We start from the raw sequence: 19,354 nt of genomic DNA, 5'->3' as shown, positions 1-19,354 counted from the left end.
CGGGCGGGGCTTTGCCTACATGGTCAGCGCGATGCCGACCATGACGTTGGTCGGCGGACGGGGCGAGTAGCTGGTCGGCACGTTCCCCTGCGTCGGATGCGGTCCGCCGGTCACGTTTTCCGAATACACCTCGTCGGTCAGATTGTTGATGTCGAGGTACCAGCGCGCGGAACCCTCGTCGTTGTGACGCATGGTGTAGGTAACCGTCGCGTTGACCACGTCATATCCGTCATAGGTGATCGTGTTCGCGGCGTTCGTGAACCATTCGCCGACCGTACGCAGCTGGATGCTGCCGCCCCAGCCCGTCGGCGGAGAATACCGCACGCCGATATTCGCCACGTGCTTGGGCAGGCTGGAGAGTTCTTTGCCAACCAGCGCGGCGTTGGGGTTCTTCTCGATCTCGCTGCCATAGAAACCGAAGGCGGTGAATGCCTCTACGTGATCGTACGACTCCGGATAGAAGCGGATCTCGCCCTCGATGCCGTCGCGCTGGGTTTCTCCCGCGTTGATGAAGTTGGTCGTGTTGTTCGGATCGGTCACGATGTCGTCGGTGGTGTTGAGGATGAAGGCCGCCAGGTCGACGTACCATTGCGGCGTCGGCGCGCCGTTGATCCCGACCTCGTACTGCCAGAATTCGACAGTGTCGACATCGATGTCGGGGTCATATTTGGCTGTGCCGTCTGGCAGGGCGTATCCGTTAGCAGCACTCGCGCGAAGTTCCCAGTTGTCGGTCAGGGCGGAACGCAGTCCCAGTTTAGGACTGAGGTGGTTGTAATCATTCATGTCCGTGCTCGTGTCAGTCAGGTGATTGTCCTGACTGCCGCCGAAGTTGTCATAACGGAAGCCGAGCGTCGGCCGGAATCGCGGATTAATATCCAGATCCATCTGGCCATAGAGCGAGGCTGTAGTGATATTGAAGTCATCGCGCTGAAGCAGGGTCTGGCGGACATGCGTTACAGTGCGCCAGGTGGAGTTTTTGATGTCTTCGTCGTAGTATTCAAAACCTAGAACCCAGCTACTCGGCAGGTCAAACAACGGGTGGTTGCCGTTCAGGCTGGCGCCTATAGCGCTCGCGTCGCGGTCATAGTTGTATTCAGTCTGCGGAGCTACCGCGTTGAGGTCGAGATTGGGATCCGTAGGATCCGCCGTCGCTGCATTGGTAACATTCAGGCGGGTCTGGAAGCGGACAAAGAAGCTGTCGGTGTTATAGACGTAGGCGAGCAGTTTCAAATTATCATTAATAACATGATTTAGGTCCAGACGCTGCGCATTCAGCTGTTTCTCGCCTGTGTCGTCCTGAAGCTTGGTGAATGGATTTTCCTGGCGCCGAGTATCATCGTCCTCGAACTGGTCGTTCAGAATATAGTTGGGGCCTTGCCATCTGCCACCGTGTCCGCGCAGCGAGTAGGCAATGTCGGTCGCGTCGCTGATCTCGTAGGCGCCGCGAAAGGCTGCGTTCATCTTGGTGTAAGAGGAGTGATCGCGCCAGCCCTCGTTCTGATAGCCCTGCATCGCGCCGTTGATCTGTAGCGGACCGACCTGGGTGCCGAATGCCGCCTGTGTATCGAAGGTGCCGTAGGAACCGGTGGACAGGTCAAAGTTCTAGTATTCGCCGCCCTTGCGGGTGGTGAAGGCCAGCACGCCGCCGCGGGCAAAATTTCCGTACAGCGGCGAGACCGGACCCTTGTAGACGGTGACGGCCTCGATTTCGAGCGGGATAATGATGCTGGTGTCTCCGTAGCCGTCGGCATGCGATTCGCCTTCGTTCAGGCTGATGCCGTCGAGTGACAGGCCGGCGTCGCTGCCATGACCACCGCCCGTGAAGCCTCGGATGGTGAAGACGTCCGCCACGCCGCCGTGCTGATACGCCACGGCATTGAAACCCGCTGCCTCCTCGACGATGGTGAGCGGGTTTTCCCAGTGCTCCGACTGGATCGTATCCTGCGAGATCACATTGACAGAAAAGGAGCGATCGGAATTCCGCATGCCTTCGCCCTTGACCGTGATGGATTCCAGGCTGACCGGTTCGGCGGCGTTTACCCAGCCTGGATTGGCGCTAATAAATAGAGTTCCGACGAGGGAGGGGATCAGGTAATTTGTCTTTTTTTTCATTTAGTCGTTCTCCTCTAATCTAATTTCCCTGTTAAGTAACCGCTTGGACAGAATAAGGACGGTAGTAATATAAGATAATACTTCTTACATTACTACCTTATAATTAGTCTAATCAGGTGGGCGCAGTGGTAAACCAGGGTGGGCGGAAGCCCAGGGTGGCGTGCGCCTTTACGCGCCGGAGGAGATCAGGGGCGGAACATCAGGTTGGTCGAGATCTCGACTTCGTCCACATTGGGATTGCTCTTCATGGGTTCGATGTGGGAGACGAAGACGTACTGGAAGTCGGCCTGTTGGATCGGGGACCTCGACCCTGCCGGAGGCGTCGGTGGTATACAGCTCCATGTCGCCCATCACCTCGACGTCGGCTTGCGCCAGGGGCCTGGATTTGTAGAACACCTGGATCGGATACCTGCAGCCTGTACTTTTCGAGGCGCAGGCCGCTTGATGCTATGAAAACGTTCTCACTTGATTTGGATACGCTGCGGGGGAGAGGTCAATCGAAGTATCATTTTCCAATGTGCCTGAGGGTAATCGAGTCCTGGTATAATTACTGAGTTGAGAATGTATTCAAGCAGTTCATGAAACTCTATTTAGGTAACGTTTCGCCCTTATTACCTAATGGTTTTGCTATGTATCTTTATACACGCAGCAGAGTGTGCAATTGCCATCGATATACACACATAATCATTTTACTCCCGGCGATTTTACGATTGTCGCCTGACTGGTGTCATTGCATCTCTGCAAGCGTTCACTCAGGTGTTCCATCGCAACGTAAAATGCTGGAGTGATGTAGAGGGTGAGCAGTTGCGAAAACACAAGTCCGCCCACAACTGCAATGCCCAGTGGCCGACGCGCCTCGGCGCCCATTCCTGTGCCGAGCGCAATGGGCAACGTGCCGAGAATGGCAGCGAGCGTAGTCATCATGATGGGGCGGAAACGCACCAGGCACGCCTCGATAATGGCGTCCCGAGCGGAAGTTTTATGTTCACGGCGGTTGTGCAGGGCAAAGTCTACCATTATGATGCCGTTCTTTTTTACCAGGCCCACCAGAAGAATCAGGCCGACAAAGCTGAAGATATTGAGTTCCTGCCCAAATAGAATCAGGGTCAGCAGCGCGCCTACCATGGCCAGCGGCAACGCGGTGAGTATGGTAATTGGGTGTATGAAATGCTCGTAGAGCATGGACAAAACCATGTAAATCACAAGTACAGTAATCAGCAGCAGGAGCGGCATACCTACCAGGGAATCCTGAAAGGTCTGTGCATTCCCGGTAAATATTCCGGTAATATCCGCCGGGAGATTGTTATTGGCCAACGTTTCTATCTGGCCCGTGACTTCACCCAGTGAGGCGTCCGGCGCCAGGTTGAAGGAGAAAATGACCGCCGGCAACTGGCCGTAATGATTCACAGAAAGCGGTCCAATGCCTGACGAAATATCGGTAACCGTACGCAAAGGTATCAACTTTCCGCTGCTCGCTGGTACATACAATGCGTTGAGCGCATCGATATTGGTTTGATAGCTTGGAGACAGTTCCATTATCACCTGATATTCGTCGCCAGCTCCATAAATAGTGCTGACCTGTCCGCCACCGTACGCCCTATAAAGGGTGGCCTGTATACCTTCAACACTTGCGCCCAAAGCTGCAGCCGTGTCTCGCAGGATGCGCACATTAATCTGGGGGTTATTAAGATCAAGACTGCTTCTTATATCTTGCACCCCGGACACATTCGCGAGCTTGAGTTCGAATGAGGCAGCGGTCTGATTTAATCCATCCAGATTCAATCCTTGTAATATATATTGATATTGACCACTGCCGGCGATACCGCCAATACGGATTACGGGTGGATTCTGGAATGATACTTGTATTCCTCGCACGCCAGTCACTGCCAGCCGGAGTTGCTGAATTACATCATCCGCGCTGGAATTTCGGGTCTCACGCGGCTGCAGTCGAATGACCATTCGTCCGGTGTTGTTCGCGTTTGCACCACCTCGACTCAGTCCAACACTCGACATAACAGCGGCAACGCCGGGGTTCTGCGTCACAATACGCGCTATTTGTGCTTGTAATGACAGCATCTGATCGAAAGTGACACCTTCTGGCGCCTTGGTGTCAGCGATAATCTGTCCGGTATCCTCACTAGGGATAAAACCCTTGGGTATTATATTAAACAGGTAAAATGTCAATCCAAGGATTAGCGCTGTCGCCGCTAGCATTGTGCGCCAATTATCTACCGACCAGACCAGCGTACGCCCATAGCCGTCGCGCATCCGATTGAACACCCTCTCCAGGAAATAATAAAGACGCCCATGATTATCGCTGACCACGAGATAACGACTGCTCAGCATGGGTATGAGGGTAAGTGATACGGCACCGGATATTAGTATGGCAATAGAGACGGTGAGCGCGAATTCGTTGAACATTCGCCCCATCAGACCGTTCATGAACATGATAGGAATGAAGACTGCAACCAGCGATAGGGTCATGGATAGCACGGTAAAAGTAATCTCACGCGTTCCGGTCAGGGCCGCCTCCATGGGTGAGCGGCCCTTTTCGCTATACCGTGCGATATTCTCAAGTACGACGATGGCATCGTCAACAACGAATCCAACTGCCAGGGTGATAGCCATCAGGGAGAGATTATCGAGTCCGAAACCAAACAGCTTCATCACGGCGAAGGTACCGATCAGAGACGTCGGCAGGGCCATGGCGCTGATAACAGTGGCGCGCATATTGCGCAGAAAGAGGAAGATCACTCCAACCACTAGGATAATGGCCAGTATCAAGGTGACTTTCACTTCATGAATGGACCCTTTTATAAAATCTGACCGATCATAGAGCAACCTTAATGTGGCGTCACCCGGCGCCTGGCGCGTGAGATCCTCTAATCGTTCCCGCACTGCTTGTGATACCTTGACGGCGTTAGCGCCTGGTTGACGTTTCACTTCCAGCAAGATTGCTGTGCGTGATCCTTGCTCTGGCGCGGTATTGTCCAAGAATGTCGAAAGTTGTTTATTTTGTTCAAAGCCATCCGTAGCTTTTCCCACATCTGCAAGGTAAACAGGAGCGCCATTGCGATAGGCGACCACTATACGATCATAGGCGGCGGCGTCCTGCAACTGTCCTCCGGCCTGTACTGTGTAGCTGCGCGTGCTACCGCCGAGTGTGCCAACCGGTAGATTACTATTGCTACCTTGGACCGCCGTCTCCACATCAAAAAGTGAGATATCGCGCGCCGCCAGGGCGTAGGGATTCAAGTGGAGTCGCACGGCGTATTTGCGTGAGCCGAGCACCAGTACCTGCGCAACCCCGGGATGGTCGAAATACTCTGGGCGACACGGGTCTGGGCATATTCGTCGAGTTCAGTGAGCGGAAGCTGCTCAGCGGATAGGGCAAGAAATATGATAGCGAAATCCGCTGGATTGAGTTTGCGCAGGCTGGGAGGTGAAGGCATGTCGCCTGGCAGGCGACGTATGGCCTGGGATATCGCGGTTTGCACATCCTGGGTCGCGGCATCAATGTCGCGCTCCAGCTCGAATTGCAGGGATATGTTGCTACTGCCCACAGTGCTTACAGAGCTCATGCTGCTCAGTCCAGGAATAGAACTGAACTGCCGTTCCAGAGGCATGGCCACCGCCGCCGCCATGGTTTTGGGGTCCGCGCCAGGTAGATTGGCGGATACACTGATGGTAGGAAAATCAACATTGGGCAGCTCGCTCACCGGCATGGTGATATAGGAGGTCATGCCGAAGATAATCAAGGCCGCCATGACTGCAGCGGTCATCACCGGACGGCGGATGAAGGGCGTGGATATATACATGGACGCTCTTCGGCTTCTATTCTTTCGGCGGACCCGAGATCACTACCTTGCTGCCCGGCGTCAAATTGCGCGGCGCGCCTTTTATCACCGTTTCGCCAGACTTGAGGCCGGATGCAATAACCGCAAGGTCACCTACTTGACGATCCACATGCACGTCGCGAATCTCGGCCCTGTCTTGCTCGACCACATAAACATAGTTACCCTTCTGTCCAATTTGCACCGCGGACTGCGGGATCACGACGGCTTCTGGTTGAATCGTGAAACGTATCTGTACTCCTACATACTGCCCTGGCCACAATTGTTCATGCTCGTTTTCCACCCGCGCCTTGAGCAATACAGTCCCAGTGCCGGTATTAACGACATTGTCGATGAATATCAGCTCCCCATCGTCCAAGTTACCGCTGCCATCCTCGTGGGTGATGAAGACGCGGATACTACGCTGCGCCTGATAGCGGCGCAGCTCTAGAATGCGTTGTTGCGGGATGGTGAATTGTACGAGAATAGGACGCATCTGATTGATGACCACCAGCGGTACGCTGTCGCCGGGCGCCACCAGGTTACCGGGTTTGGCGCCGATGATGCCGGTAAGGCCAGTAATAGGCGCTCGTATTTCGGTGTAGGCAAGATTGATTTCAGCCTGTTTGAGCCTGCCCATGGCCTGATCTTGCGCCGCCAGCGCATTGTCATATTCCTGCCCGGTGACATATTCCTTGTCTGCCAAGGGTGCCAGACGTTGGGCCTGCACTTTGGCGTTTTCCCACTCGGCACGCGCTGCCACCAGTGAATTATCATATTGAGCGCGATCGATACTGAATAAACGCTGTTCCTTGATCACTGTCTGTCCCTCTACGAAATGTAATTTCTGCAGTACACCGCTAACCTGGGGACGAATCTGCACGCTAAGTTCCGGTTGTACCTGCCCGACCGACTGCAGAGTAAGTGGCATGGGTTGCATGCTAACCAAAACAGTCTCTACTACAGGCGGTTGATCACGACGATTGCTTATGTCCTGGCCGCTGGCTCCAATTCGCCATTCCGCCATCCAGGCTAGTCCAGCGGTGATAAAAACGAGGATGAATAGCGGCAGTATCTTGCGAGTCACATCTGATCCTTCGTAGATATTGGCATCTTGAGTCCTCCCACGGCATGACCCAGGGTAGCTCGGGCTGCAGTCCAATTTAATCGCGCTTGGATTTTCTGGACCCGTGCACTGGCCAGGGTAGACTGTGCGCTCAATACATCGAGTATGGTATCGAGACCACTCTTGTAACGCGCGCCCGATACATCCGCCGCTTGTTGTGCGCTCTTCAATTGTGAATCGCTGCTATCAAGAGTTGTTGCTGCTGTGCGGAGATCCTGATAGGCCCGCCACACCTGTAAGGCAACCTGACTCCGAAGCTCGTCGTTAACTGCGCGGACATTTTCCAGCTCCGCCTCGGCCAGATGTACGGCGGCACGATCACCGAAACCAGAAAACAGTGGAATCTTTAAGCTGAACAACGCGCTGAACTGGGAACTGTCGCCTATGTTGTGCACTTGAGTGTGCCCAGCGCTGGCATCGAAACTGAGTGTTGGCAAGGCACTGCCACGGATAGCACGTATCTTTGCTGCGCTTTCCTGTTCGCGAGCTTTTGCTGCGAGCAGTTCGGGGCGAGCGCCAAGCGCCTCATCAAGCAGGCTTGCCACGCTTTGCTCCGGCAGTGCCGCCGCCTCAGGCTCCCAGGCGACCAATGATATTAGTGTATCGGGAGATTCCCCTACCGACACTGCCAGCGTGCCGCGTGTTGCTGCCAATTGTCCTTCAACCTGTTGCATAGCAAGCCTGGCACCGGCCAGTGCCGCCTCTGCCTTATAGACATCACCTATCGTGCTTAGACCAACGGTTCTGCGATACTGCGCGGCCTCCAGATTTGTCTCGGCATCCATATAGTTTTGTCGAACCGCCAACACCACAGCCTCCAGCCCCAACGTTAGATAGTAGGCCTGCTCCACTTGCAAGATCACATCCTGCATGATCTGATTATGCGTAAGTTGCACGGAGGCCAGCTGGAATTTAGCCTGCTCCAGCGTGCCGCCGCGCGTACCGAAATCCCACAAAAGATAGCTCAAATTGACGCTGGCGCTATAACGTGTCTGGTTATCAGCAGGTTGTCCGGTAAAATTCAGGGCACGGTTGCGCTGTGCACTAAGGGATGCGTCGATCTGTGGCCAATAACCTGCGCGTGCCAACTCTAGTCCCGCCTCGGAGGATCGGATGGAAGCCCAGGCAATACGAGTTTTGGTGTTACGCCTTAATGCAAGATCGGTAAGATGCACCAGTGTTTGCGCTTGAGACTTGTCGACAGTAGATGAAGGATAGCCTACTGCAGAAATTGTGTCCGCATGGATGCATACGTATGTGATCAACAAAGAAACAAGGACCGATGGCAGTTTCATATCACTAATTGAACTCAATTATTAACCTAAATAAATTTGAATTAGGGCTGTATGAAGCGCTGAGTTAACCTGAAGGAGGTGGCGCAGAACGCACCAACCCCGGAAAATGGAACTAAGGTCGGAACATCAGGTTGGTCGAGAGCTCGGCCTCGTCCACATTGGGATTGCTCTTCATGGGTTCAATGTGTGAGACGAAGACGTACTGGAAGTCAGCCTGCTGGATCGGGATCTCGACCTTGCCGGAGGCATCGGTGGTATACAGCTCCATGTCCCCCATCACCTCGACGTCGGCTTGCGCCAGGGGCCTGGATTTGTAGAACACCTGGATCGGGTACTTGTCACCGGGTTTCAGTTTGAGCGGATTGGCGAGCGGGACGATCTCGAGGTCGAGGCCGACCGGGGCGGCGAGCGCCGGGGTCCAGGCCAGCAGGTTCTTGTTGAACAGCCGGATGTGGGCCGAGGTACGATAATTCAGGATCTTCCACTTCGGCGCCGCGGCGGATTTGCGGTCCGGGCCGACGGTCCAGAAGCCGTGGTCGTAATAGAGGGCGACCAGCGCAGTGTCCGCCCCCGTCTGGATCTCGACCTTGTTGTCCTGCACGCGGGTGCTGGTGAATTTGGGTTTGCCGGAGGTGTCGATAACGTAGGTCTCCTCGACATGCGCCGGATCGTAGGGCTCGAGCTCACCGGGGTGTCCGAACACCAGTTCATGCGCCTTGCCACCGGCCTTCGGGACCAGCCATACATCGTGCGCCAGTGCCGGGGTGCAGAGGAGGCCGGCCGCGGCCAGCGACGCGAGGAATGTGCCTTTCATGTTTGAAGTCTCCCGAAAGAATACTGGTGTCAGCGTTGGATGAGCCCTGAATCCGGTACCCGTCGGACATGACCGATGTCGCCACCGACGAAGACGGCGACAAAGTGTCCGGCCGGGCGCGTGAAGGTGTATTGGCCGTCGGTGAATTTCCCGGACATCAGCGTCTTGCCCTGGTCGTCCTTGACGAAGATCTTGTCCTCGTCTCCGGCGGGCGAGCCGTCCTCATAGCCGGCCTCGCAGGTGACGGTGTTGTCCTTGTTGTCGAAACAGTCCATGTAGGGCTCATGCGCCCAGGCGGCAGTGGCGCCGCCCAGGCTCATGATCAGCCCCAGGACCAGTTTCCCGTGGCTGCGCGGACCCATTACTGGATGCCGAAGGTGAAGGTTGAGGTATAGGACTCCACGTCGCAGACCTTGGTGTCGGGGTAGGGCTGCTCTGCGTTCGCCTTGATCAGCCAGGTGCCGGTGGACAGGATCCGGATCGAGGCCGTGCCGTCATCGTCGGTACCGACCGCATAGGCGAAGGTGTTTTCCTCGTTGGAGAAGCCGGCGTAGGTCGCGTAGATCATGCCGTCATAGGGTTTCCCGTGCAGCAGGACCTGGACCTTGAGGTGGTCGTTCACCCTGAGATTCCCCGGATTATCGAGCGGGATGATCTCCAGCGGGTGGTCGAAGCGCTTGCTGACGTCGCCGTCGCCGGCGCCAACATTGAACACCGCCTTCATGGTGTTGGATGAAAACGAACACTTGATAATGTCGCTGAGGCCTTCCTTGGACTGGCGCTTGTTGCCGCTCTTGGTGCGCGTGTAGAACCCGCCTTTCTGCGAGGCCAGCAAGACATAGGCACCGGCGGTCTTCAGTTCGGGCGTCGCATAGCCGGCGTCCTTCTTATCGAGGCCGCCGCGGCTGCCGTCGGGACTGACCAGCTCAAGGGTTCCGATGCGGTCCTCGGCCATGAAGCCGGCGACCGGGAAGCTGTGTCCCCAGCCCAGGTACGCCGTCGCCGCCTTATCTTGCTCGGCGGTGTAATCGGTGACCATGACCCAGGGGAAGTGGGCATGTGACACGGTAGCGTAGAATAAGGCGCCCGCGGTGAAACCGGCCTGCAGAAGGTGCTTGAATGTACTGGTGGTCATGCGAGTTTTCTCCTGTGTTTAGATATAAACAAGACCCGATGAAACAGATTCATGAGTTGATTGATAGATGTAGTAGGTCGCCGATCAGCCTCGTCCCACCACGCTGCAGCGGCGCAATCCGCGTGAAGCAATTCCGGCAAACAGCAGGAACAGCACCGCTATCCCTGTCAGCGTGGGTCCAATAAGGGAGAAAGTCTGGCCGTTCAAGCGCTCTTCGAACTGGAAATGCGGAAACTGCCTGTAATCCTCATCGGTCAGCATTCGCTCAGTTTTTGCTCGGGAGACGAAGAACTCGCGCCACTCTTGATGAAACTGGTCAATCTGACTGAAAAACTCTGCATAGCGGCTGCGGCCGGTCCCGGCGATTTCTGCCATAGCATCGTACATGAGCAGGGCCGGCGAGGCGTAAGCGAACCGCCGGGCAAAATCGTGCTGTTTCGCAATCTGTGCGTCATGGGCTGCCAGTATCGAATCCGCGCGCGCCGCCGCGGCCTGCGTGACCGAAATGCGCCGCAGCGTGCGTTCACGCAGGCTGCCGCGCTCGTGTGAGTGGCCATGCTCCTGCTCATAAAGGGCGAGGGCGGCATCTTGTTCGAGATTGGCATCGTTTGACGCGGCACGCACGGACAGCACCATCTCGGCGCGCGAAGGCGAAGGATAGCGCGACTGTGACCATGCGTTGATCAGTGCGGGCAGGATCAGCAGCAGCATGATCCAGACTATGACCAGCGTCATGGCATTATAGGCAGAGTCACGCCCCAGGGTGTTTACCGCGGTAGCCAGCGCCACCCAGAAGAAACCATACACAATTATCACCAGACCCAGCGCCGCGTACGCATTGCCATTGCCCGCAAAGCCGGCGCCCGTCATGGCGAGACCGGCATACACTGCCACCACCGTGACTAGGATCAGTACACCGGCGCGCACCAGAAGCTTGCCGGCAAACACGGTGCGCAGACTCACCGGGCAGGATCCCGTGAGCGCGAGCGTACCCTGCTCGCGCTCGGCGGAAATCAGATTATAAATCAGTGCGAGCATCCACAGCGGATAGATGAAGACCAGCACGAAAGCGAGATCAAAGGAGCCCGTGAGCAACTGCGTGGGATTAGCAATCTCGTCGCTGAACAGGAAGCTGTCTTTGCCGCCGCTGGTGATCTTGATACTGGCTGGATACAGATCGCTTTGGCCAGTGGCAATGAGGGCCAGCGGATGAGGCGGCAGCGAGGCGCCGGTGGCCCCTGAGCCTCCTCCGACGAAGATGGGGAGTCGCGGGTCACGGAAAGGCCTCTCCGGCGGAGCAATCCTGCCCGCATCAATGTCCGCCAGATTTAGCCGGAGATTCGCCAGCCGCTCCTGTTCTTCAGCCTTTGTTGCTGCTATGGCGGCGTTCTGATGTTGCACAACGCTCCTGCCGTTGTGGAGGGCGTAACCTACCGTGGAGAGTATTATGGCAAGCACCAGCCACAGCGCGGGATCGCGGCGCAGGTTACGCCATTCACAACGCACCGCGGCGGAAAAAATCGTGTAACGAGTCATGTGTCTATCCCTTTCAGATCGGACGCATGCGGCGTACCGCGTACACCGCCAGCAGTGTGGTTATGGCCAACCAGCCCGCGAGCGCCAGCAGATTGCCCATCTGAACAGGCAGCACCCAGGATACGGGGGGCTCCCGATAGGCAAAGCTCGGTATGTGTTGCCATAGCGCCGGGTCAGCCACATAGGTGGGATCGCGGTAGCGACCGTTGCGGATCAGGTCGTCGCTGGCGAAAGTCTGGATCACACGGCGGTGCTGCTCGGCTGCGGTGGTAAACGAGTACTGCGCGCGGCCGTCTGTGCCGGCCATGCCCATGGACCAGGGCTGGATAGCGAGCAACGGAAAGACAGGTCCGGGCATGGCGCGCCAGCGGTTCTGCCGCTCATAGGCCTCCTGCAGGGCGCCGTACTGTTGATCGAAAATCCTGTAGCCATTCTCGTCGTCCTTGCGTAAAGCCAGGCCGCGGAAATTCACCGGCAGGTCTTCAATTCGCTCGACGCCATATTGACGCAGCACATCATCGCGAAAAACGACGAATGCAGGATGCGTCTCGTCATGGCCGAAGGTTTTCTTCTTTTCCTCCGCTATTGTTTGACGGAACTCGAGAGCGGTAGGCAGTGGCAGCGCGGTGCGCACGGCATCGGTCATCAGGCGCGGCACCAGAAAACAGTTGGCCAGCCAGAAAGCCAGAAGTCCCACCAGCGCGGCGCGGGAATTACGGGAAAATGCCGAGACCGCCAGTGCCAGCATCGCAAAGCCAGCGATATAGGCGGTGTAGCCCGCTGCCAGCCCAAATAGCCTGATGAGCTGGTCAGAAAGTGTGGATTCCGCGGTGTCGGTAAGCATGATGCAGGCGATCAGGGTGGCGATCAGCACGGGGGTGAGTAGCACTGCTATGGCACCGGCCAGCGCCAGTCCTTTGCCCAGTAACAGATCTGTAGGGTGTACCCCTAGGCTAAGTAGCTGACGCAGCGTGCCCTGCTCGCGCTCACCTGCGAAGGCAGCATAGCCCAGCAGGATCGCCACCAGCGGGATGACGGTCTGCAGCACGAAGGCAAGCGACAGGTTACCGAGCCGCGCCACAAGCGTGGTGTCACGCGCCGGGCGGAACTGCGCCTCGTTTTGCTTGTGGGCTTCCAGCCATACGGCGGAGCCCACGTAGGCATCCACTCCCGGATCGGCAAGGGCCAGAGGTGTCTGGGGTTTGAATGCGTACTGTCCAAAGTGCGCGGCGGCGTGCGGGTCCTTCGCGCCCTGTGAAGTCCAGATCTTCCGGTCGGATTCGGTTGCGGCAGTACGGTCGCGGTCGTAGCGCTGCACCTGTTCCGCACCGAAGGTTAGGGCGCAGATCATCAGCAGCAACATCAGGGCGCCGAGCCAGCGCCAGCGCGCATCTCGATAGAGATCCAGCCATTCTTTTGCGGCTATGGCCAGCGTGATGGGCCAGCGCCGCCTTCCATGCACTGTGGAAACCGCAACCTCGAGTACAGCGCTCATGCGACCTCCATCTGGTGAGATATGTCGAGATACGTGCGTTCAAGACCAATATGATCGATGTCGTCGGTGCGGAACGTTGTTACGAGACGTCCCCGTTGCATGATGCCGATGCGATTGCCGCATTGCTTGGCAAGAAAGAGATCATGCGTGACCATGAGCACCGCCATGCCTTGTTTCCGCAAGGTTTCGATCAGGCGCATGAATTCATTAGCGGCCGCGGGATCAAGGCCCGAGGTCGGCTCGTCCAGCAGCAGGGCCTTGGCATGCTTGGCCAACGCGATGGCAATGCCGACTTTTTGTCTCATACCCTTGGAATAACCGGCCACGCGTCGTGTGGCGGCCTCTTTCTGCAAGCCTGCTTCACGTAAAAGAGCGAGCAGTTCGCCGTTGTCGAGACGGCGACCGGTGGATAAGGTGGTGAAGTACTCCAGATTCTCCAGTCCCGAAAGATTTCCGTATAGAACCACCGTCTCCGGGATGTAGGCGAGCATCCGGCGCGCCTCCACCGGATCAACGGTGGCGTCTACACCGCACACCAGGGCTTGGCCGGAAGTGGGCGTGATGAAATTCAAAAACAGGTTCACAGTGGTAGTTTTTCCGGCGCCATTGGGTCCCAACAGACAAAACACCTCGCCTGCCGGAACCTGCAGGTCCAGTTTATCCAGCGCTGGCACAGCCTGGTAGATTTTTGTAAGTAGTTTCGCTTCTAGCATTTTGATCTCCTGGTGATTTGCTGCCGGCCAGGTGAGTCCTGGCCGGCAGCAGTATTACTTGGCGATCTATTAGAGATAGGGCATTACCTCATGGAGAAGGCAATGCCTAGGCATGGATTAATCGACGTAGTAGGGTACGTCACCGGTTTGTTATTCAAGCCTTATCTGAGCGATGCAGTTGATGGAATGTCATCATCAGTAGCTGACCTTCACGTCGGCAAAGACGGTGCGTCCCTGATAGGGGTGGCTGACGTAGTAGCGTTCATCGAGCAGGTTATTGACGCCGCCGCCCAGTTCAAAGTGCTGATTGACTTTGTAATTGACACGGGCATCGAAGACCGTGAAATTGCTGACGGCATCGATTGCATGGCGATTGACGTCAGAGTTGTCGAGCGAGGCGCGCGACCGGCCCGAGTAGCGGCCGCCGAGGGTGTAGTCGAGCTTGTCGCTCTGGTGATAGGTCAGGGCGAAGGCGGAGCGGATCCGGGGGATGCGGTAGAATTCATTGCCCTCGTTGCGCGGGTCACCACTGTCCTCCAGCACCTCGGATTGGTTGAAGGCAACGTTGGTGTGCAGGTCGAGTCCCTGGACGCCCAACAGGCTCCAGGTATCGTACACCCACTCGATGCCGCTGATGCGTACGCGGTCGACGTTCTGATATATAGTGGAACCGGCGACGTTATTCACGGTGTCGAACTCCTGATACCTGAAGATCGTGTCGCGGGTATCCTCCGCCCAGAACGACACGCGCATGATGGCGTTGTCGAGCGCGGTCTCGATGGTGTAGTCGATCGACAGCGCCTCCCTCCGGTTTCAAGTCCGGATCGGTAACGGTGGTGACGCCGCCAATGTTGATCCCATAAAGTTCATCGACGGTCGGGAAGCGGGTCGACTTCGCCACAGACAGGCGATACAGCAAGTCCTTGTCGGGTGTGTATTCCAGCGCGGCCTTGGGTGAGACGGCGCTCTCGCTGCGGCTATCATAGGAAGTAGTGGTAGTGCCGCCTTTGAGGCCGTCGCTGGCCTTCCAGTTTTCCAGACGCAGTCCGAGCACGGTCTTCCATTGTTCAGCGAACTGCCAGGCATCCTGTGCGAATACCGCTGAGGTTTCTGTTGTGCCCTGACCGGAGCCGGTCTCTGCCCCGGGCTCACCGTCGCGCCAGTCGGCGATATTGTAGTTTTTCTGCTGATACTCATAGTTGCTGTGATGCGCGCCCACGGTCAGCCAGTGCTCGGAATCCGCGCCGAATTTATTGTCGGCCTTGAAATCCAGGTTCCACCAGCCGCTGCCCTCGCGCCGGCTCAGGGTGCCTGCGCCGCCTGTGGAATAGGCGACATTTGACGTTACGCTGGACGTGCGCTGGTCATTCTCGGTCTGGTCGTAGATCGAGGCCGCGGCCTGGTAGTTCCAGCCTTCACTGTGCCTGCTCTTCAGGGTGGCGGCGTACATCCAGTTCTCTTCCGTGCTCGAGCGCGGAGCGAATACACCCTGCCCGATGTTGTAACGGAAACCGTCGATGTTGACTGCTCCGCTGTAGACGAGATTACCGTTGGTGTCGCGCAGATAAGTGGTGTATTCCGGCTTGCCGGTGAGTGCGTCACTGGTCCAGGAAGCCACTGTAAAACGCCCTTCCAGCTCGGGTGTGAAATCGTAACCGAGCTTCAGCTTGAATTCGTCCTGTTCGGTGGTCTCGATGCCGCTGCCGGTGACACCGATATGGTACTGGTCTCTGTTCCGGCGATCTTTGATCAGATAGGCCCCGCTTGCGATCTCGGTTTCACCCCCTTGCAGCGCGGTAGTGCCGGGAGTAAGAAACGCCCAGCCCGTCGGCTGCCCGGTGAATTCCAGTGTGCTGACGCCGAGCAGATAGGAGAATCGCCCCATCCGGTCGCCGACCATGGCGTTCAGCACGTGCCCGTCGTAGGTGTCGTCGGTTCCGTTGACATCGAAATCCTGGCGGTGCGCGGTCAGCTTGGCGCTGGCCTCGAAGTCGTCCGGCATATGGGTCGTGTAGATGACCGCCGCGCCCATTGCATTGCCTGAATAGAGCGCCGAGTAGGGACCGTAAATCACGTCGACGCGCTCAATCTCCTCCGGCAGAACCAGCGACCAGCGCGGCGAGTTCTGGTGATCGCTGCCGAGGAAGTTGCTCAGCAGGACGCCGTCCGCCATGACAAGTCCGCGCGCGCTCTGGATGTTGCTCATGCCGCGTACCTCCAGTGCCGCGTTGCGGTCCCCGATGTAGCGCTGGCGCACGTTCAGGTTGGGCAGGTAGCGCAGGGAATCCTCGGCCGTGGACATGTTGAGCCGGTCGAGCACCTCCTCCGAGATGGTGGCGGTGTTCGCCGGGATGTTCGGATCGATGTCGGGCGCCGAGGTGGTCACCGTGAACATCGGCAGGTTGGTGACGGGCTGCTCTGCGCCCGCTTCCGGCTCGCCTTCCTCGGCGGCGTAGGCCGGCGCCGCCAGGGCGATGAGCAGCGCGGCGTGCAGGGGCTTCAATCGAAATTCTGGTGACATGACGTGGATCTCCTCGTGTCGGTAGTGACTGTTATGGGTTGTGATATCAGGTCGGATGTCGTGTTGTTTCTGTTTCAATGCAGAACAGACCCGCCTGCGCGCCAGGCGAGCTCGACGAAGCAGGTGCGTCCGGAATAGGGGTGTCCGACGAAGTAGCGTTTGTCCGCGATGTTGTCGATGCCGAGTCCGACGGACGATGCCTTGCCGATCCTGTAGCTGACCTTGGCGTCGAAGACGGTGTACTTGCTTACGCTGTCCAGGGCGTTGGATTTCACCTCGATGTTTTCCAGCGTGGTGTACTGCCGGCCTGAATAGCGGCCGGCCAGGCTGTATGTCAGGCGGCCGGTCTGGCGGTAGCTGGCCGCCAGGCCCGCGCGCGCGCGCGGAATGCGGTAAAACTCGTTGCCTTCGGTGGCGGGATTCCTGCGGTTTTCCACGATCTCGGAATCGTTGAATGACACGTCTGCGGCCAGGTCCAGGCCCGTGACGAATGTGTCGCGGCCTTCGTAGGCAATCTCGACGCCGTGAACCCTCACCCGGTCGATGTTCTGGTAACTGGTGACGGTCGGGACCACAATGGTGTTGTTCTGCCGGAACAGGACATCGCGGGTGTCTTCCCGGTAGAGCGAAAAACGCACGGCGCCGTTGGCCGCCGCCTTCCGTGCGGTGAAATCCGTGAACAGTCCGCGTTCCGGCCTGAGGCCGGGATCGCTGTTGATGATCTCGTTGCCCGAGATCGCGCCCTGGAACAGCTCGGTCACCGTGGGGAAGCGGTGGGCCTTGGCAAGCGCCAGGCGGAACAGCCATCCGTCCGCGGGCGCGAACTCGACCGCCGCCTTCGGCGACAGCGCGGATTCGCTGCGGTCGGGATAATCGACGGCGGTCGACGCATTCGCGCGCGTCCCTTTGAAGGCGCGCCACTTCTCGACCCGCAGGCCCAGGACCGATTTCCAGCGCCCGGTGAATTCCCATGCATCCTGGGCGAACAGTGCCTGGGTCTCGGTCCTGCCGGTGTAAGAATCGATCAGGCCGGCGGCATCGTTGCCACGCCAGTCGTCGGTGGCGTAGTTGTCCTGGTTCATCTCATAGAGGTCGTAGTGATAGCCCAGCGTCAGCCGATGTCGTCCCGGGCGTGTCTCCGCCTTGGCATCAAACGTCCTCCAGCCGCTGCCGTCCCATTTGTTCAGCGTGCCGGTGCCGCCCACGCGAAGGCCGCCGGTGGTGCCGTTGTCGGAGATCCGGTGACGTTTTCCTTCATGTCGTAAAGGGACACGGAGGCCTCGTAGTTCCAGCCCTGCTCGCGCCGGGTCTTCAGCGACGCGGCGTACATCCAGTGCTCCTCCTCGCCCGCGCGCGGGGCGAAGGTGGTGTCGGCGAGGTTGTAGCGGAGGCCGTCGAGGTCGATCGGTCCGCTGTAGACGGGGGTGCCGACCGCGTCCATGAGGTAGGTGGTGTCGCCGAACCAGCCGGAGAGGCGGTCCATGCGCCAGGAGACGAGCGTGAACCTGCCCTCGATATCGGGTGTCAGGTCGTAACCGAGCTTGAGCTTGAATTCGTCCTGCCCGGTGTGTTCGATGCCCGCGCCGCCGACACCGACGAGGATCACGTCGTCGCCGTTGCGGTTCTGCACCGGATAGGCGCCGCGGACCACGGTTTCCCCGCCGGTAGCGGCGGTGGTTGAGGGCGCGAGCGTGACGAACTGCGTGGGTTGGCTGGTGCTGTCCAGCCGGCTGATGCCGAGCTGGTAGGAGAAGCGGTCGCGGCGGTCGCCCAGCAGGCCGTTGACGACATGTCCGTCATAGGCGTCATCGGTGCCGAAATACTCGAATTGCTGGCGATGGAGCAGCAGGTGCGCGTCTGCCTGGGGACCGTCCGGCATGCGCGTGGAGTAGACGACGGCGGCGCCCATCGCGTTGCCGGAATAGAGCGCGGAATAGGGCCCGTACATCACGTCCACGCGCTCGATCTCCTCTGGCTGGATCATGGACCAGCGGGGCGCGGTTTCATGCTGCGAGGAAAGGAAATTGCTGAGGAGCATACCGTCCGCCAGCACCAGGCCGCGGGCGCTCTGGATGTTGCTCGTGCCGCGTACCTCGATCGGAGTGTTGCGGTCGCCGATGAATCGCTTGCGCACGCGCAGGTTCGGGGCATATTTCACGGCATCCTCGGCGGTGGCGACATTGCGGCGCGCCAGTTCGGAGCGCGTCACGGAGACGAGGTTCGACGGCAGGTCGGGATCGAGATCCGGGGCGGTCTCGGCGATCGTGATCGCCGTGAAGCTGATCCTGTCGGTATTCTGGCCGGTGGCCCTGATCACGGCGGTGTTGGCCCCGGTGAGTTCAAACGCGAGATCGGACCCCTGCAGCAGGCGCTCCAGCGCCTCCTCCGCCGTGTACCGGCCGCTGATCCCCGGGCTGCGCCGATCCCTGACCAGATCATCCACGTACAGGGTCTGGAGTTCCGCCTGCAGATACAGCGATTTCAGCGCGCCGGACAGGGACTGCGGCGGGATGTCGAGTTCGAACACCCGCGCTTCGGGGAAGGCGGCATCCCAGGGCAGGGCCAGGGAGGCCAGGGTCAGGCAGCCGGCCATCATCATTCTTATCCCGCGTGCATGGAAGGTTTTCGGTCCCGAGAACAGGCGCACGGAGATATGACGCAGCAGGCCGGATGAAATCGTCATATTTATTTCTTAGAGATATGATTCCGGTGACCCAGGGGAAGCATCGCGGGGAAAATGCTCGCGAGCCGGCAACCGTCCCGCAGGAAATCAC

At 58.1% G+C, this 19,354-nt stretch carries 14 protein-coding genes and 1 pseudogene; all 15 read right to left on the bottom strand.

Translation table 11 applies throughout. From position 1 onward, the window contains the following. Positions 1 to 15 precede the first annotated feature (15 nt). Positions 16 to 1,512 carry a TonB-dependent receptor gene (locus IPK65_03590; protein MBK8162249.1) on the bottom strand — a complete coding sequence of 499 codons (1,497 nt, stop codon included), beginning with the start codon at positions 1,510 to 1,512 and terminating at the stop codon, positions 16 to 18. A gap of 90 nt (positions 1,513 to 1,602) precedes the next feature. Continuing rightward, positions 1,603 to 2,112, bottom strand: a complete 510-nt coding sequence (locus IPK65_03585) for a TonB-dependent receptor plug domain-containing protein (protein ID MBK8162248.1) — start codon at positions 2,110 to 2,112, stop codon at positions 1,603 to 1,605. 684 nt (positions 2,113 to 2,796) lie between these two features. After that, a pseudogene (locus IPK65_03580) lies at positions 2,797 to 5,930 on the bottom strand (efflux RND transporter permease subunit). Between the two features lie 16 nt (positions 5,931 to 5,946). After that, a complete protein-coding gene (locus IPK65_03575; GenBank protein ID MBK8162247.1) occupies positions 5,947 to 7,032 on the bottom strand; it encodes an efflux RND transporter periplasmic adaptor subunit in 1,086 nt (361 codons plus the stop codon). After that, positions 7,029 to 8,366, bottom strand: coding sequence for a TolC family protein (locus IPK65_03570; GenBank protein MBK8162246.1), 1,338 nt, complete (start codon positions 8,364 to 8,366; stop codon positions 7,029 to 7,031). The genes IPK65_03575 and IPK65_03570 overlap by 4 nt, the downstream gene beginning before the upstream one ends. A gap of 112 nt (positions 8,367 to 8,478) precedes the next feature. Continuing rightward, positions 8,479 to 9,180, bottom strand: coding sequence for a DUF4198 domain-containing protein (locus IPK65_03565; GenBank protein MBK8162245.1), 702 nt, complete (start codon positions 9,178 to 9,180; stop codon positions 8,479 to 8,481). Positions 9,181 to 9,209: 29 nt separating this feature from the next. Next, complete coding sequence (locus tag IPK65_03560; protein ID MBK8162244.1) at positions 9,210 to 9,500, bottom strand: hypothetical protein; 291 nt, start codon at positions 9,498 to 9,500, stop codon at positions 9,210 to 9,212. Positions 9,501 to 9,541: 41 nt separating this feature from the next. Beyond that, positions 9,542 to 10,315: a DUF4198 domain-containing protein gene (locus IPK65_03555; protein ID MBK8162243.1), complete on the bottom strand. Its 774-nt coding sequence runs from the start codon at positions 10,313 to 10,315 to the stop codon at positions 9,542 to 9,544. Between the two features lie 84 nt (positions 10,316 to 10,399). Continuing rightward, positions 10,400 to 11,851: a DUF3526 domain-containing protein gene (locus IPK65_03550; GenBank protein MBK8162242.1), complete on the bottom strand. Its 1,452-nt coding sequence runs from the start codon at positions 11,849 to 11,851 to the stop codon at positions 10,400 to 10,402. Positions 11,852 to 11,864: 13 nt separating this feature from the next. Beyond that, positions 11,865 to 13,346, bottom strand: a complete 1,482-nt coding sequence (locus IPK65_03545) for a DUF3526 domain-containing protein (GenBank protein ID MBK8162241.1) — start codon at positions 13,344 to 13,346, stop codon at positions 11,865 to 11,867. Next, the gene (locus tag IPK65_03540) at positions 13,343 to 14,059 is read right to left on the bottom strand and encodes an ABC transporter ATP-binding protein (GenBank protein ID MBK8162240.1); all 717 of its coding nucleotides are present in this window, start codon (positions 14,057 to 14,059) and stop codon (positions 13,343 to 13,345) included. The genes IPK65_03545 and IPK65_03540 overlap by 4 nt, the downstream gene beginning before the upstream one ends. 195 nt (positions 14,060 to 14,254) lie before the next feature. After that, a complete protein-coding gene (locus IPK65_03535; protein ID MBK8162239.1) occupies positions 14,255 to 14,812 on the bottom strand; it encodes a TonB-dependent receptor in 558 nt (185 codons plus the stop codon). Continuing rightward, positions 14,739 to 16,580 carry a TonB-dependent receptor gene (locus tag IPK65_03530; protein ID MBK8162238.1) on the bottom strand — a complete coding sequence of 614 codons (1,842 nt, stop codon included), beginning with the start codon at positions 16,578 to 16,580 and terminating at the stop codon, positions 14,739 to 14,741. Before IPK65_03530 ends, IPK65_03535 begins: the two co-directional genes overlap by 74 nt. A gap of 74 nt (positions 16,581 to 16,654) precedes the next feature. Next, the gene (locus IPK65_03525) at positions 16,655 to 17,785 is read right to left on the bottom strand and encodes a TonB-dependent receptor (protein ID MBK8162237.1); all 1,131 of its coding nucleotides are present in this window, start codon (positions 17,783 to 17,785) and stop codon (positions 16,655 to 16,657) included. Then, entirely contained in the window at positions 17,764 to 19,263 is a 1,500-nt protein-coding gene (locus IPK65_03520) for a TonB-dependent receptor plug domain-containing protein (protein MBK8162236.1), read from the bottom strand. Before IPK65_03520 ends, IPK65_03525 begins: the two co-directional genes overlap by 22 nt. Positions 19,264 to 19,354 lie beyond the last annotated feature (91 nt).

This window comes from Gammaproteobacteria bacterium (assembly GCA_016712635.1).
Taxonomy (GTDB): Bacteria; Pseudomonadota; Gammaproteobacteria; order SZUA-140; family SZUA-140; genus JADJWH01.
The sequence above is the reverse complement of the archived record's forward strand: the minus strand, read 5'-3'. Positions and strand labels throughout refer to the sequence as shown.

Coding starts and splice junctions, on each gene's coding strand:
- IPK65_03545 (MBK8162241.1), bottom strand. CDS start 13,346: ATGAGCGCTGTACTCGAGGTTGCGGTTTCCACAGTGCATGGAAGGCGG.
- IPK65_03520 (MBK8162236.1), bottom strand. CDS start 19,263: ATGACGATTTCATCCGGCCTGCTGCGTCATATCTCCGTGCGCCTGTTC.
- IPK65_03535 (MBK8162239.1), bottom strand. CDS start 14,812: ATGCGCGTGTCGTTCTGGGCGGAGGATACCCGCGACACGATCTTCAGG.
- IPK65_03530 (MBK8162238.1), bottom strand. CDS start 16,580: ATGTCACCAGAATTTCGATTGAAGCCCCTGCACGCCGCGCTGCTCATC.
- IPK65_03590 (MBK8162249.1), bottom strand. CDS start 1,512: ATGCAGGGCTATCAGAACGAGGGCTGGCGCGATCACTCCTCTTACACC.
- IPK65_03560 (MBK8162244.1), bottom strand. CDS start 9,500: ATGAGCCTGGGCGGCGCCACTGCCGCCTGGGCGCATGAGCCCTACATG.
- IPK65_03550 (MBK8162242.1), bottom strand. CDS start 11,851: ATGACTCGTTACACGATTTTTTCCGCCGCGGTGCGTTGTGAATGGCGT.
- IPK65_03570 (MBK8162246.1), bottom strand. CDS start 8,366: ATGAAACTGCCATCGGTCCTTGTTTCTTTGTTGATCACATACGTATGC.
- IPK65_03540 (MBK8162240.1), bottom strand. CDS start 14,059: ATGCTAGAAGCGAAACTACTTACAAAAATCTACCAGGCTGTGCCAGCG.
- IPK65_03555 (MBK8162243.1), bottom strand. CDS start 10,315: ATGACCACCAGTACATTCAAGCACCTTCTGCAGGCCGGTTTCACCGCG.
- IPK65_03585 (MBK8162248.1), bottom strand. CDS start 2,112: ATGAAAAAAAAGACAAATTACCTGATCCCCTCCCTCGTCGGAACTCTA.
- IPK65_03565 (MBK8162245.1), bottom strand. CDS start 9,180: ATGAAAGGCACATTCCTCGCGTCGCTGGCCGCGGCCGGCCTCCTCTGC.